Consider the following 15,970-nt stretch of genomic DNA (forward strand, 5'->3'; position numbering starts at 1 on the left):
TAACACGAGTTTGATTTGATGTTTTTTATTTCAGAAGAACTTGGTCACGAGTGGCTAACTTGATTATAAAATCTGCCAGTGTATTTGGGCCATGATCCGCAGACGGGAAAAACCCACACGGTCACCCGGCGGAATTTTGCCACGAAGCGGGCCGCGCGCGAAGCCATGGCCGATGTGGTAGCACAGTGGCGGCAGGGTGGGCAGCCGCAAGTGGCTCAGTCCAGAACGCCGACGTTCCAAGCAGTTTACGACCTGTGGCGGGTGAACTACGAGCTGACGGTCAAGGAGAGCACCTATGTCAAGACGACCGAGCAGTTCCGCGTTCACGTGCTGCCCGTCTTCGGCCCGCAGCCGCTGGATACGATCACCATCGTCGCCGTGCAGCAGTTCATCAACGCCAAAATGCAGACCTACAAAAAGTACCGCGAGCTGGTCTATGACCTGTCGCGGATCTTTGAGTACGGCATCAACCTGGGCCTGGTGACCAGCAATCCGACTCGGCGCATCACGGTGCCCAAGCGCCAGGAAGACGTCACCGCGGCGGTGCGGGTCAACTATTACACGCGCGCCGAGCTACAAGAGTTCATGCGCACCTGCCGTGAGCAGCAGCCACTGCACGTGTATGCCTTCTTCAAGTTGCTCTCGGCGTCCGGTTGCCGCATGGGTGAGCTGCTCGGCCTGGAGTGGCGTAACGTCGACTTTCAGCAGCAGTGCATTCACATCGTCCAGACCCTAGCGCGGGGCAAGGGCCGGCGCCTCTACCTGGGTGCACCCAAAACGCGGAATTCCCGGCGGACGGTCAGTCTGGATTCGGAAACGATGATGGTTCTGCGACAGTGGCAGGAGCGCCAAGCAGTCGAGCAGGGGGCACGCGGCTTTGACGTCACCAGCAATCCGCACCAGCTGGTCTTCGCCAACCGCAACAACAGCTTCATCCAGCTCTCCAAGCCGCGGACCTGGATGCTGCAAAACATGCACAAGAACCACCTGCGCGAGATCACGGTCCACGGTTTTCGGCACACCCACGCCACATTACTGCTGGAAGCGGGGGTCGCGCCCAAAATTATTTCGGAACGCCTCGGCCACCGCTCGATCCAAATCACGCTGGACCTCTACGCCCACGTGACCAAGCGCATGGAGACATCCGTTCCGAGTGTTTTTGCGGCAATACTGGCGGATGACGAACATAAGTAGTACAATGCCTAAAGATAAGAGATTAAAAAAGCACTAATTTTGACAAATTAATAGCAAGGTCTTCGGAAATCCTGGCCTTTTCCAGATGTTTGTGCCCAGCCGCTGTTCAAAAACCGTTTGTTTTGATATACTAATTGTCGTTGCAAACGGAGAGTTGGCAGAGTGGTAATGCAACGGACTCGAAATCCGTCGAACCAGTTCATACTGGCGCGCAGGTTCAAATCCTGTACTCTCCTTAAAGTGTGGTACGCCATTGATATTGGTTAAAAATTTATGCTTATTGTTGTGTTACTTTTGGCGACATGACGATACTTTGCTTCGTGGAGATACATAATTACTTGTTTGTAAGACACTTTGTGTTGTGGTATTGAAACATTTTTCATATGTCAGGAAGGCAATTGAAACTTCTTGAAGGAAATTGCCACTTTTAATTAAAGGCGATGTGTTGAGCAGTATACACGCATAATGTTTTGGCATGCTACCGGGTTTTTGAAAGGGGCACCACCGTAAGCTTTGTGATGAAAATGTACCTTTTAAAGATGCTTTGTTTTGGGAAGAGTACAATGCTTTGTTGTACTTTTCTTTTTTTCCACTTTTCTGGACTGAAGTCAACTGATTCCGGATTTGAATAATCTCTAGACGGATAGGATTCCCAATGGTGTTTTGATACACAGCATTTTATGTTCAGATATTTTGTATGAATACGATTTTATTACATAGCGTTGATTGGGCGAGACCTCGACAGTGTTAGCTATTGTAATCTAAAAATCTTTAGGATGAGTTGAACATGAAGAATAGAACAAAAGCAGCATCTTTGAATGCAGTTACAATGATTGTTACACAGCTAATTGGCTTGGTTCTTAAGTTTGGTGTCCAAACGGTTTTTATTCATGAACTCACCAAAGATTTTTTAGGAATTAATGGACTGTATGCTAATGTAATTAGTTTTCTTAACTTTGCAGATTTGGGTATAGGCAGTGCAATTACGGTTGCTTTGTATCGCCCAATTGCAGAAAATAATAACGCATTAATTCGATCTTTAATGCGTTTATACAAAAAAACATATTCCATAATTATTACGGTAATGATCGTGCTAGGTTTTTGCTCTGCACCTTTTGTTCATTATTTGATTAAGAACCCAAGCTTTAGCAATGCCGATATTAGTCTTTGGTTTTTAATATATTTGATTAGTACGGTTGCGACTTATTTCAGCGCGCATAAAAGATCATTCTTGATGGCTACACAGGAAGGATATTTAAGTTCTTTAAACGATTTTGCTTTTAAAACAGTACAGCAAGTGCTTCAGATATTCATAATTGCATTTTTCCATTCATACCTAGGGTTTCTAATAGTTCAAGCGGTAGCCGCAGTTGCCAGTAATTTTCAGCTGTCAGTAATGGTGGATCATAGGTATCCGAATATTTTTAAAAACACGCACTTCGCAAAGCAGACAGTTTCAGATTTTAAAATTCCACGTACTGATCTCCAGTTGATTAAAAAGAATGTTGTTGGAGCAATTTCTAGTAAGCTCGGTGAAATTGTTGTGTTTGGAACAGACAACGTTGTATTGTCAGCGGCTGTTGGCTTGTCCGCTGTCGCACAGTACTCTAATTACTCACTGATTGTGCAGAGCATCACGAGTATTCTTTCACAGGTTATGGGATCTATTGTTGGAGGAATTGGAAATCTGCACGTGACTGAAACGTCGGATAGGCAAGAAGATGTCTTATACAAACTACTGTATCTTAATGCTCTGCTGAATCTTTTTATTACGGTGGGGTTGAGTGTTTGCCTAACACCATTTATTAGGATGTGGGCAGGTAGTGAATACATGCTTACCGCTTCAGTTACGGCTGCTATTATCTTAAATTATTCTTTAAACCAGTCACGGTATTTCGCTCAAAATTTCATTTCCGGAATGGGCCTATATTGGTCACTGCGCTGGAAATCAATTATTGAGGCATTGATAAACCTTGCTGCATCGATATTTCTTGTCGTTAGTTGCAATTTGGGAATTTTGGGAGTCGTTAGTGGAACATTATTTAGCAATTTAGCAATTAACGTTTGGTGGGAGCCATTTATTGTCTTCAAAAACGGCTTGCACAAACCGATGTTGGAATTCATGAAAAAGTATTTTCTTTATGAATCATTTACAGCAGTTTGCGCAATCATTGGCATATTCATTTCTATAAGACTTGTCGGTGGCTCATTTTTAAAAATGATTTTAGTAACTGTACTGACAGAGATTTTAATGTTAGCGGCGTTTTTCCTGATTACTTTTAAAGTAGGCGAATTCGAGTATCTAAAGAGAAACATTCTGCATCGTATTCTAAAACATGGCGGCAAATGAGGACATTGTGCATTTAATAGATTGTTCAAAAAAAGCGCTGAAGAATTCATATCACTTTTCTACTGGCACTTCGTGTATTTACCTTGAGCTATGGTCCCTTAGGTAGAACCCCATTCTGTTGAATGGCAGATTGAAATTATTTTTTTACTTGCTAATTTCTTGTGGCCTATAAAGAGATTCCTTCGAGTCAAAAGCCATAATTCTCTATCTTGATGTTCTGATTTGTTTCAAAAAAAGAAACCACCGGTATTTTCAAGTGATGAAGGTTGTGCTTTAATTAAGACAATTAAATCTTTGTAAGGATAACGTTTTAGTCTGCAGGCAGAGACAATCTGCAACCACGACTAAGAAGCGTGTTCAGTTTATGGCATGAAGGTGTTGTGCCTTGTCGAGGCGGCAGCACAAAATATTATTTTGTATATGGAGGAATAACAGTGCAGTCAGTTCCGAAGATAGCTACGTGTGAGCAAAACGGTGCAGATCATTTTGAAGAAACGTATAAGTTGAAATTAGCGGATCCAGTTGATGTCCCGTACTTAAAGTTAAAACGCGTTTTTGATTTATTCTTTGCGCTAATTTTAAGCATCGTGGCTTTACCAATAATTGGAATAGCCGCTATCGCAATTAAGATGGAATCAGCGGGGCCTGTATTTTTCCACCAGGTTCGCGTCGGGTTAATGGGGAAACGCATTGTTATAACCAAGCTACGTTCGATGCGTACGGATGCTGAAAAGGATGGCGCGCAATGGGCTTCTAAGAATGATGCGCGTATCACAAGGGTCGGTAAATTTATTCGTAAAACGCGAATTGATGAATTACCGCAGCTCTTCTCGGTAATCAAAGGGGATATAAGTTTGATTGGTCCTCGTCCCGAACGGCCAGAATTTACACAGTTGTTTTCAAAAAAATATCCCGGATTTGAGCAACGTCTTCTTATAAAACCGGGCTTAAGTGGATATGCTCAAGTGCATGGTGGCTATGAAATTGATCCCGGGCAAAAGGCTGCACTGGACATGAAGTATATTAAAAACGTCAGTCTTGCTATGGACGCCCGTATATTCCTGCGAACAATTTTTATTGTAATTAGTGGTGATGGTGCGCGATGAACGGATTGGTTTCCATTATAATGCCTGCCCATAATTCTGAACAAACGATATTGAACTCAATTTATTCTGTTCTTCTTCAGAGTTATGAGAACTTCGAATTGATAATCGTAGATGATGCGTCAACGGATAAAACTTCAGAAGTGATTTTGAACAAGGTTAATGACAAACGAATTAAGGTTATTTCACTGCGTAAGAATGTTGGTATTGCTGGCGCGAGAAATATTGGAATACAAGCCGCTAGAGGTCGATATATAGCTTTTCTGGATAGTGATGATTTTTGGTTTGATCATAAATTGTCTAGTCAAATTAATTCATTCAAAGATCATTCATGTGTCGTTTCGTTTTCTGCTTATGTAAGAGGTAGAGAATTGTTTGACATCAGAAAGGATACTCGCGCTTCAATTCTGAAGCAGTCTTCCTTGGTGTCAGAGGCGAAAACGAAGTTAACGCTCAAAGATCTGCAAATGGGGAATCCTGTGGGCATGTTGACCGCGATGATTGACCTAGAGCGCATTAGTAAGCGTGACATCGTTTTCCAGAACTATAAGCATGAAGATTATTTGTTGTGGTTAAAAATTGCTTCGTTTAATCAAAGATATTTTTTCAATTATACTGATGAACCACAGGGATATTATCTAGAGCATGTATCACAAACCTCAAACAAATTGAAGTCGGCAATCTGGACATATGATGTCTATCGTGATGGAATGGGCTATAGTCGTGCAAAATCCACAATGTGCTTTGTGGGTTATATGGTTCGGCAGATTAGAAGGAGGTTTGCATAAATGAGGCGTATTCTACATATACAAGGTAGGATGGGTTTGGGTGGTGCTGAATCTTTTATGATGAATGTGTACGGCCATGCAGATTTAACCAAAGTTCAGTTTGACTTTTTAGTGTATGACACATATAAAAACGTAGATGTGTATAACGAAAAGATACAGCAGATGGGTGGGAGAATATTTATCTCGCCAAATCCAAATGAATCGTTAATAGCTTACATGGTTTTTCTCTATAAGCTATTAAAGGCCGAACACTTTTATGGAGTGGAGAATGAAGTGTATTTTGGCGGCGGAATCAATTTGTTGGTTGCGTGGATTGCAAAGATACCGAAGAGGGTGGCAATTAGCCATGCAACTAGTGATGGTAAGGGTAGTTCGTTAAGGCATCGTCTACTTAGCAATGTTTTGATGAACATGCTTAATTTATTTTCGACCGATCGATTCGCAGTTAGTCAAGAAGCAGGATTAAGTCTGTTTGGCCGAAATAATTTTATCGAAGTTAAAAATGGAATTGACTTTGGCAAATTTAGGAATGCATCAATGAATCAAGCTGGCTTAAGGATAAGAAAGTCCTTAAAGATTTCACGTGGGACGCTGGTTGCAATTAATATCGGTCGATTAGAGAAGCAAAAAAATCAAAAGTATTTAGCCGATGTCATGCACAGTATGAGCGCCGAGCACCAACAACAATTAGTTTTAATTATTGTTGGTGAGGGCTCTGAGAAAGAAGAATTGAAGGAGTATTTCGACCGTCTGGGGTTAGAACAGCATGTTCGATTCTTGGGGTCTAGAAACGATATTCCAGAATTACTGTCGGCAGCTGATGTTTTTGTTTTGCCATCACTATACGAGGGATTGCCAACGGTTTTGGTAGAAGCACAAGTGGCAGGCTTGCCAGTTGTTATGTCAGATCAGGTATCATCAGAAGCAGTTCTTTCAAATCAGGCTTCCCGTTTACCCATTCGCTCTAAAGATTTGTCACGCTGGGAAAAAGAAATTTTTGCCAAGCGAGGGGCTTTTGTCAGAGATCCCAAGTTGAACGAATACGACAGTGAACATTCTTCTAAAACATTGCTTAGTGTGTACGAAGAATAACTTGTAAAGGACACGTGGTATAAACTAAATGGAAATATATATTAGTGTGTTTATCGTCCTCGCATTAATGACTATGTGCAACAATCTTGTTAAATCAAAGATATGGTTAATTATTGCCACAATTATTTTGATTGTATTTGCCGGGCTGAGAAACAACGTTGGTTATGATTACCTAACATATTCAAATATATATAGTGGTAATTTGTTACAAGGCCAAGTAGAGCTTGGCTTTCTTAAGATTACTGAATGGTTACACAGCATGGGTGTCCCGTTTTCGATTTTTACTATTTTATGGTCGGCAGGCACAATTGGGCTGCTAGCCATTTTCGTAAATAAGTACATGCCTTCTGATATGAGTCCATTACTTTATTATTATGCGCGTTTCTTTTTAGTTCGTGATATGGGGCAGATTCGCTCTTCCATGGCTGCTGTAATTTGTATGCTGTCAATTAAGAGCATCATTGATCACAAGTTTTGGAAATTTTTGTTAATCGTCATTATTGCAAGCACTATCCACATTTCCGCACTTTTTTTCTTACTGTGTTATCCCCTCGTACAGTTTCTCAGACAGAGATATAGTCTTAAACGTGAGATATTATCTATAATCTTAAGCATGTTGTTCGGAATTGCGTTGTCCGGAATAATGGTCCAAACCGTTATGAAATTTTTTCCCCGCTATTATGCCTATGTATATAGTTCTGCATATCTGAGTACATCAATAATTAATCCCGTTGCGATAATGCAGCTGTTAATACTCCTGCTTTCGACATGGATTACTTTTTCCAGCAAAAGAAGCTGTGAAAATATAGTAGATGGTAGTTTGTCGTCTGCGGGAATCGATGTTCTTCTGGCTATTTATTGGATTAGTACCATATTACTGTTTATGTTCCCAACATTCAGTACTGTCGTTGGACGGCTGTCAACTATTGGCGCTACAGTGGAAATTATTCTGGTACCAACCATAATTAATCGTCTGGTTGGACGTTTTGGACGGTCAATCGTGTTGATTATTGTCTCCGGGATAGTTTTCTATTTGATATTTGTTGTAAGTGGAGCATATCAGTACTATGTACCATATGTTTCAATATTTGCTTGAGGAGGCCAAGTACACATGATTCCTAAAACAATTCATTACGTTTGGATAGGCGGAAAGAAGAAGCCAAAGGATGTGGAATGGTGTATTCAGACATGGAAAAAAAAGTTGCCGGGTTATAATATCGTTGAATGGAACGAGTCAAACATTAATTTCAACGAAAATAGTTTTCTTAAAGAAGCATATAATCAGAAAAAATGGGCTTTCGTTAGTGATTATGTACGAATGTCTGCTATTTATAAGTATGGTGGCGTTTATTTTGACACTGATGTTGTTGCAGTTCACAATCTCGACACGTTGTTAACCAATGAGGCTTTCGTTGGATTTGAAACACCTCAATTGCCATTCTCTGCTGTATTTGGGGCTGTGCCGCATCACAAGTTTGTTAAAGCCAACTTAGATTTTTATGATTCCGTTAATACTGATAATGTAGACTTCAATGATGAATCACTCATTAACACTAATATTGCTTCTTCAATATTGATTCATCAATTTGCGTGTGTTCCAAATAATCATGAGCAGATTTTGGAATCGGGTCTTCATGTTTATCCTGACAGAATTCTATGTAAAGCATCAGGACAATCATATACAATACATGTTATGACTGGTAGTTGGAAGGGTGAACGACGGGGCCGATTTGAAGACTTTAAGCGCAATATTAGATTGCATTTGACAACTAGATCACTTGCCGCGATTTATGATGAGCTTAAAAAGCTGTCCAAAGTTCTAGCAAAATAGTGATTATTGTAACCATAAGTTTTATAATTATGTCTGCTCTTAAATCACTCCTAAATCAATAATGCTATCCATTATTATTCAAAGAATGCTTATTAATTCTATATTCAAGTTATATTACAACATACGCATGCTATTATTATGAAAGCTTTTAAACGCTCAGTGAGGTATTTTTTTGGTTAATAATAATTCAAGACACCATGAGCCACTTGTGTCCGTTATTGTGCCACTTTTTAATAGTTCGAGCTTTGTTCATCGTCTTATTGATTCGCTTAAGAATCAGACATATAAACTATTTGAGGTGATATTAGTTGATGACGGTTCGACAGATAACACCTTACGCGCCCTGAAGGGGGAAGTTTTAAACGACCGGAGATTTCGTATATTCCACAAACTTAATGAAGGCCAAGCTTTGGCAAGACGATTTGGTATTCAAAAATCAATTGGATCATTAATTACATTCGTTGATGGTGATGATTGTGTAATGAATAACCACATTGAGACTCTTGTAAATTTAATATCCCAGTATAACGCGTCTGTATCCATGGTTAATGCCTGGCGTGTTTCCAATGGAGCTAAAATTGGGAAGGAGATTCATGGATTATCTTCCGGCGTGGAAGATAACCGGCAATTTAGACAAAACTGGATCTCAGGTAAAATCCCGGGATTTTTGTGGAATAAGATGTTTAGAAGAGAACTTTTGTTGCCAGATGATTTTTACGATGAAAATAATTTCATGGAAGATGTTCGACTGATTTCTAAACTCGCTGATCGAATTCATGTTTTCGCTTTTTCGGATGAATGCACCTATTTATATCAGCAGCGGCCGGACAGCTCTGTTCATCGTAATTTCGGGACGGATGATTGGCTTGCCATGCGAAAAACGATGTCATTGCTTCAAGGTTTAATTCGTTTCCCGGAAGACAGTAATGCTTGGCAAAAGCGATATGTATCGTCGTTTTACTTTATGTTACAGGGAACAGCCTTTGATTCTTATTGTGAGAATCAGGCTTTAATCATCAATATTATCGGTAATAGTAAGGTTGATTGGCCAAATCATGTCAATGCAAAAGAAAGGTTTGTTTTCCGAATGGCTAAAACTAAGACTTCCTTTTTAATTGTTCGTTTTCTAGACGCTTTAGCTCATTGTGGAAGGAACCTAATACATTCGTTGTAAATATTCCTATTAATCGACACTATGTTTGCATCTGATGGCATCATACACGTTTGTATTTCTTTCTGACGCTTTACAACGTAAAACTCAGGTGTTCTCAATCGAAGCTGCTTGGTTGGTATTGAACTAAATCCGGGTATATCTAATTATACACGAGAATCTTTATTTAGAGATTTTTCATATGTGTACTACGAATCTATTGATGCTCACTGATGTAATCAACAATATGTCTCGTTCAGCGTTCTGTATAATGATTTACTTACCTGAATATTCCTGGAACGAGTTAAAGAGCGATGCATACAGCTCCATGCACAAAAAATATCCATCGTAACAATAGGCTTGATTACCCCCAAGCCCAGTAGGCTGGTTTCGCCTTAGGTTGAAACAGTATGAGTGGCCATTATCCAATTGTCTGCGGTTCAAGTCGCGGCTGTCTTTAGTTTGATGATGTATGCTCATTTTATTAACGGGCATTATACAGGCAACTGCTTTTTATTTAACAACTAGCCATAATCCAAATGCACCAGTATCAAGTAATATTAGTTTAGCGGCATAATGATGCCGACTGTTATGAAATCTAACAGAAATTAGGGAGATATAGCATGGCTAAAGTAAAAGTTATGACCGTTTTTGGCACTAGACCCGAAGCAATCAAAATGGCACCGATCGTGCGGGAATTAAAGGAACGCAGCGACGAATTTGACGCTGTTACCGTTGTTTCCGCGCAGCACCGCCAGATGCTGGACCAGGTGCTGGAGATTTTTCACATCACGCCTGATTACGACCTCGACATCATGAAGCAGCGGCAGACACTGGACCAGATCACCAGTAACGTGATTTTGGGTCTTGCCGACATCATGGATAATGAGAAGCCAGATATCGTGCTGGTGCACGGGGATACGACCACGACTTTTGCCGCTAGTGTCAGTGCCTTTTACCACCAGATCAAGCTTGGCCATGTTGAAGCGGGGCTCCGGACTTGGAACAAGTACAGCCCTTATCCAGAAGAAATGAATCGGCAGCTGACTGACGTGCTCGCCGACATGTACTTTGCGCCCACCACGCAGAGTCAGGCGAACTTGCTTAAGGAAAATCACCCCGAAGACGAGATTTACATCACCGGGAACACCGCAATCGATGCCTTGAAGCAGACGGTCAACGACAATTACCACCATGCCGTTCTCGACATGATTGATAAGAACAAACGGATGATTTTGGTCACCATGCACCGGCGGGAAAATCAGGGCGAACCGATGCGCCGCGTGTTCCGCGCCATGCTCGACGTGGTCAAGACTCACGATGACGTCGAAATCATCTACCCAGTTCACCTGAACCCAGTTGTGCAGGAAGCCGCCCAGTCCATTTTGGGCAACCACCCGCGGATCCACCTGATTGATCCGCTGGACGTTGTGGACTTCCACAACCTGGCAGCACGCAGCTACTTCATCATGACCGATTCCGGTGGTGTGCAGGAAGAGGCCCCATCACTTGGCAAGCCAGTTCTGGTCCTGCGCGATACGACCGAGCGGCCAGAAGGGGTCACCGCTGGCACGTTAAAGCTGGTCGGAACCGACCCCGACGCTGTCCGCAGCAACATGATTCAATTGTTGGACGACGACGCTGAGTACCAGCGGATGGCCAATGCCAAGAACCCATACGGTGACGGGCATGCGGCCGAGAGAATTCTGGACGCGATTGCTTATAAATTTGGTGCCAGTAACAAAAAGCCAGAAAACTTCGTATAGCCAGTTGGAATGCAGACTTAGGTTGTTTAGGCTAGTGTTATTCGAAATACTGTTTAAGGGTGCTAATAAAAGTCTGTAAGTGCTTGTCCCTCAAAGCAGAATACGAAGACACAATATGTCGGTAATCTCTGTATCAACTAGATTGTTATGTTTTATGAAAATCTAAGCCGAGTTAATGCTTGAATATTCGTGAGATTCATATAGAATTAAATATATATTAAGATGTTCATCTTTAAAATCTGGGGGACGTTAGTTTGGCTAAATATCTAGTCACGGGTGGTGCAGGATTCATCGGCTCCAACTTGGTGGAAGAACTGGTTAAATCGAAAGAAAATTCAGTGGTCGTTATTGATGACTTATCTATGGGGCTTAAATCTAATTTACCAGATAGTAAGCAGGTCACTTTTTTTCAACACACCATCACGGACTTCAAGTTTATGAAGACCCTCTTGCTGAAAGAAAAATTTGACTACATAGTCTTACTGGCAGCAATTGCTAGTGTAGCAGATTCGGTTGAACGGCCGTTTGAGACACATCTAGTGAATCAGGAAGCCAACATTAACATTTTGGAGACCATTCGTAAGAATAATCTTCCGATCAAGAAGCTGTACTTTGCCAGTTCAGCTGCAGTGTATGGCGATGGTCTTGAGTTGCCTAAGCGTGAGAGCGGTGCAGTTGCTCCATTAACACAGTACGCTGTCGACAAGTTTGCCACGGAGCGTGAGGTTATCAATTTTGGCCGACTGTACGGTATTCCAACGGTCTGTGGTCGGTTCTTCAATGTCTTTGGGCCCAAGCAGAATCCAGCCTCTCCGTATAGCGGCGTTTTGTCGATTATCATGGACAAGCTCAACTCTGGTGATCAGTTCACACTCTTTGGTGATGGCTCACAGACACGGGACTTCATATACGTTAAGGACGTTGTGAACGCAATTAGCGGACTGCTGCATACGCCGGAAGCACTGCATGATGTGTACAACATTGCTAACGGAAAGCAGACATCTTTGATGCAGGTTATTTCCATGCTTGAGGATGCTACCGGCAAGAAGTTGAACTACGAGCTTGGAGAGCCGCGCCAGGGCGATATTAAGGACTCAGTAGCTGACGTCAGCAAGATTGAGGCGCTTGGGTTTATGACGCACACACCGCTTGACGAGGGTTTAGCTAGTTACGTGGCTTCTGTGCAATAGCTTTTGGATGGATTAGGGAGTGCCCAACTTGGAGCACTCCCTTTCTTTACATAACGGTTGAGAGAGTGGAGTTGATGTCTGGTGTTGAATTTCAGCTTCTTTGTGACGGTCAGCAATGATGATGAGCCCGTGGATACTGTACACTATGTCAAGATTCAGATTCCAGAGACGGGGACCTGGACGCTTTTCGACATGCCACTGCAGGGCAAGAAGCTCAGTGAGTTTTGTGATGCTGATTTTTCTGAGTTCTGGAAGTCTGTTGGACGGTTTCTGGAGGATAAGCATGTCGGGGAGTACCGACCCGAAGACTTCTTTGTGGTGCAGGCCTGCCACAAGTTTGAGTTTAACTGCACGGTGCTGGATCATTTGATGCGGTCGGGGGATCAGGAGATTGTGTAGAATTCAGCGCCCGTTGGCGCTGTTGCGTCTTTGTTAAGTTAACATGATTATGTGGACTAGTATACGGACTTTTGTTCTTGAGACGGAGTCGGTGTTGCATTGCAGAATGACCTTGAAATCCTATACTTAGATCAACTCAGGAAATGTTTGAAATCGTCGGGCTAATTTTGTTCACCCCTTCGAAGTTAATTGAGCAACCTGTTAGAAAGTGATTTTTTCACAGAGGCTATCGTATGTATTGTCCTCGTCATGCCAAATTGCCATATGGGCCGCTGGTGTCGCCTTGGTATTTACGCTAAGTGAGTCCATTTTTAATTACTAAAGGCAAGGTTCCGTTAGAGAAAGGAGCACTTGAGCAATGCAATCAGGGTAGCACTAATAGACTAGTGTCGTTACCAGAGTCAGGTGAGCATTCATTACGATTAATTTGAGAATTGTGGAAAAAAGAGGTGTAACGTTCATAAATCCTTTGTTTACTTTCTAAGATCAATTTGGTCGTGATTATCAAACACTTTAGATGCTTAGTTCTTAACAGATTGTACAATTGAGAAGGTTAAAGTAAATGGATATAACAGCGTACCCGAAGAAGCTATTGATAATCGGAAACGGATTTGATTTACAGTTAGGTATGCATTCGTCGTTCAAAGCCTTTGGTGCATATAGGCGGAAGTTATTATTGAATGGACCAATATCTAGCTGGACATTAATAGACATGCTTTTGGAACACCGCACAAACGGTAGGTGGGGCGAAGAAGATGGGGTAACTGCAAATTGGGATTGGTGGAATTTTGAACGTTTTCTCAGAGATTCAATTATCAACGCAATTTACAATGATGATTTCTTACGAATGGTGACACCAACCGTTGGAAAAGTTGTCAAGCAGAAGAGAGTAGACTTTGAAAAACGTGCAATTGGCTTGGTGGCGACCCTGTCTCGAGATGGCTATTTGACTAAGCAAGTCACAGATAAGCAACCAGTGTTTTACGTTATTAACCGTGAGAAGCTTAGCAATATTACCAGCCAAAATATTCAAAATGTGCCCGATGGATATTTTTGGCAGCTATTAATGTTAAGCAAAATCGACACTTACTATCGGAAGCATAGTTTCGAATACCGCACCAACGTTTATTTTTCTGAGAATGTCACTGAACAAGACACTGAGGAAATCACCAGTACAAACGTTACTTCATTCGAACTTGAAAACAACGTTGCCGCTCTATTTCCAGCGTTTTCTATGATCAAGCCCTTATTGATCAAGGAACTCAAAATTTGGGAATCTTCATTTGCCAGGTTCATTGCTGATCAGCAACAAGTAGCAACAGTAGGTGGACTAAATTACAAGGAATCTTCAAAGAGATTGATAGATAGCGTCCTTTCGGTTGATCATAAGCAACAGTATGTTCAAGTTCTTAATTTTAATTATTCATTGCCTACGATAGAGAAAACCAAATATCTGCATTACTACCCTCTCACTCCTTCGCTGAACATCCATGGCTCTATTGAAGACGCAGAAGTTTCTGATTCCAATATATCAGGGATTATTATTGGGTATGACTATCAGATTTTGCTTGATCTTCCGGAACTGGTTGACGACATGGCTCCCTTCACCAAGACATTTAGAATATCAGAGTTGAATACGGCGTTAGCCAAATCTCCCAATAATTCTAGAAATATGCATCTTAATTACGAAGTTGACAAAATATCAATTATTGGACATAGCTTGTCAAGTGCCGATGATTCATATTTTCGAACCATATTTGATGCTGCTGATTTATATGATGGTACCGTAATTTTGGAATACCGGTACACAAATTATCCCGGAAGAGATCAGAGCATATCCATTGAGACGGAAAGCCTTCAAAAAATCAACGCACTGTTGATTCGGTATGTTACTGCGTCTAGGCAAGAAAACAAAGACAATTTACTGCATAAATTGTTGCTGGAAAATCGACTGATATTGAGGGAATATAAAACAAATGAGATCATGAAACTGTAGTTACGTATCTCTGAAGGAAAAGCACTACTGAGGATTGGTCTCAGCGTGCGTCAGTTAATTCGAAAAGGTTAATCATTCCACAATCGTTCCAGATGCTTTGTCAGTATTGTTAATCACATGTCGAGTTGTTGAATGAGTTTTTAATTGTTATCTGGCTGATAGACATATGAGAACATCCCTGAAGCAAACATAAGAACAAGAAAATCTTAACGAAGATATTTTGCAATTTGACGTCTAAACGGTGAATGGACTCACTCGTGTATCATTGCTACTTCGTTGTGCGCACTCGATAAAAATGCGCTGTAATCAACGATTCTCTTTTGTAAGGCCTATAAAGTCTGGAGCTGGCGGAATACTAATTCAGTTTGATTGGTTGAATTGATGAATATGGAGGAAATTATGAAGATAAGGTTTTATAAAGATTATAATGCGTTCAATGACGCTGATAAAAAAAATGACACTACAATATCGCTAATTGCTGATTGTTGGAATGATTTTGGCTATAAAACGACCTTCGATGTAGTCTACAAATTAGAAATGCTAGGTAAAGTTAAGCTTTATGTTCCAGGAATTGCAAACATTATTTCGAAATATGGATATCCTGATGGATCAGTTTATGAATACCTATACGAAAAAAGCACGGTTTCTGGAGAAAATACGCAAAATTATTGGGAGCTTAACAAGACTACTCGAAACAACGAAATTAAGATGTCGCTGGGCAATAAACAATATTATAGTAATATTCTTAAAAATGTCCCTAGTAATTGTCTAAGCGATTACCTTACATCAATTGTCGATATCAGTGCGTTAAAAGAAAAAGATATCAGTAGTTATGCTTCAAATTCGATTGTATCTCAGTCTTTATGCAGAGATGTCGAATCAAAATTTGTATTTGACCTCGTACGTTTATCCAAAGAGTTAAATTTTGATTCATCTGATATATTGAAACTAATAGAATGCGATAAGCCGCAAATTCATAAGCTATATGTTCGTGCCCGCGATCAGGAACGCAAAAGAATTAGTTCATTGTATTCTGGGTCTGTGCCAACTGGTGTTGAAGAATAAATATATCATTCGGGAAGATCTCCATGATAGGAGGTCTTTTTGTTAT

The 15,970-nt window shown here is 41.1% G+C and carries 13 protein-coding genes and 1 tRNA gene; all 14 read left to right on the plus strand.

What is annotated here, in order from left to right:
• Positions 1-78 precede the first annotated feature (78 nt).
• The 14 genes from GN107_RS10835 to GN107_RS10900 all read left to right on the plus strand — a co-directional run bounded on the left by GN107_RS10835 (position 79) and on the right by GN107_RS10900 (position 15,924).
• Positions 79-1,194 carry a site-specific integrase gene (locus GN107_RS10835; protein WP_230678612.1) on the plus strand — a complete coding sequence of 372 codons (1,116 nt, stop codon included), beginning with the start codon at positions 79-81 and terminating at the stop codon, positions 1,192-1,194.
• 148 nt (positions 1,195-1,342) lie between these two features.
• Positions 1,343-1,430: transfer RNA gene (locus GN107_RS10840), tRNA-Ser, on the plus strand.
• A 551-nt stretch (positions 1,431-1,981) separates the two neighbouring features.
• Positions 1,982-3,544 (plus strand): lipopolysaccharide biosynthesis protein, encoded by a 1,563-nt coding sequence (locus tag GN107_RS10845; protein WP_155287888.1) that lies wholly within the window; start codon positions 1,982-1,984, stop codon positions 3,542-3,544.
• A gap of 434 nt (positions 3,545-3,978) precedes the next feature.
• Positions 3,979-4,650, plus strand: a complete 672-nt coding sequence (locus GN107_RS10850) for a sugar transferase (protein ID WP_230678611.1) — start codon at positions 3,979-3,981, stop codon at positions 4,648-4,650.
• Positions 4,647-5,435, plus strand: a complete 789-nt coding sequence (locus tag GN107_RS10855; protein ID WP_155287887.1) for a glycosyltransferase family 2 protein — start codon at positions 4,647-4,649, stop codon at positions 5,433-5,435. The genes GN107_RS10850 and GN107_RS10855 overlap by 4 nt, the downstream gene beginning before the upstream one ends.
• Positions 5,436-6,527: a glycosyltransferase gene (locus GN107_RS10860; RefSeq protein ID WP_155287886.1), complete on the plus strand. Its 1,092-nt coding sequence runs from the start codon at positions 5,436-5,438 to the stop codon at positions 6,525-6,527.
• Positions 6,528-6,555: 28 nt separating this feature from the next.
• A complete protein-coding gene (locus GN107_RS10865) occupies positions 6,556-7,623 on the plus strand; it encodes an EpsG family protein (protein WP_155287885.1) in 1,068 nt (355 codons plus the stop codon).
• A 15-nt stretch (positions 7,624-7,638) separates the two neighbouring features.
• Positions 7,639-8,358, plus strand: a complete 720-nt coding sequence (locus tag GN107_RS10870; RefSeq protein ID WP_155287884.1) for a glycosyltransferase family 32 protein — start codon at positions 7,639-7,641, stop codon at positions 8,356-8,358.
• A 172-nt stretch (positions 8,359-8,530) separates the two neighbouring features.
• Positions 8,531-9,532, plus strand: coding sequence for a glycosyltransferase family 2 protein (locus tag GN107_RS10875; RefSeq protein WP_196246338.1), 1,002 nt, complete (start codon positions 8,531-8,533; stop codon positions 9,530-9,532).
• A 599-nt stretch (positions 9,533-10,131) separates the two neighbouring features.
• On the plus strand, positions 10,132-11,274 hold the full coding sequence (gene wecB, locus GN107_RS10880; RefSeq protein ID WP_155287882.1) for a non-hydrolyzing UDP-N-acetylglucosamine 2-epimerase: 1,143 nt from the start codon (positions 10,132-10,134) through the stop codon (positions 11,272-11,274).
• A gap of 254 nt (positions 11,275-11,528) precedes the next feature.
• Positions 11,529-12,464, plus strand: a complete 936-nt coding sequence (locus tag GN107_RS10885; RefSeq protein ID WP_155287881.1) for an NAD-dependent epimerase/dehydratase family protein — start codon at positions 11,529-11,531, stop codon at positions 12,462-12,464.
• A gap of 81 nt (positions 12,465-12,545) precedes the next feature.
• Positions 12,546-12,863 carry a hypothetical protein gene (locus GN107_RS10890; RefSeq protein WP_155287880.1) on the plus strand — a complete coding sequence of 106 codons (318 nt, stop codon included), beginning with the start codon at positions 12,546-12,548 and terminating at the stop codon, positions 12,861-12,863.
• A 562-nt stretch (positions 12,864-13,425) separates the two neighbouring features.
• Positions 13,426-14,859 carry an AbiH family protein gene (locus tag GN107_RS10895; protein WP_155287879.1) on the plus strand — a complete coding sequence of 478 codons (1,434 nt, stop codon included), beginning with the start codon at positions 13,426-13,428 and terminating at the stop codon, positions 14,857-14,859.
• Between the two features lie 399 nt (positions 14,860-15,258).
• Entirely contained in the window at positions 15,259-15,924 is a 666-nt protein-coding gene (locus tag GN107_RS10900; protein WP_155287878.1) for a hypothetical protein, read from the plus strand.
• Positions 15,925-15,970 lie beyond the last annotated feature (46 nt).

The sequence above is a fragment of the Lacticaseibacillus zhaodongensis genome (genome assembly GCF_009687905.1).
In the GTDB taxonomy this organism is placed as follows: Bacteria; Bacillota; Bacilli; order Lactobacillales; family Lactobacillaceae; genus Lacticaseibacillus; species Lacticaseibacillus zhaodongensis.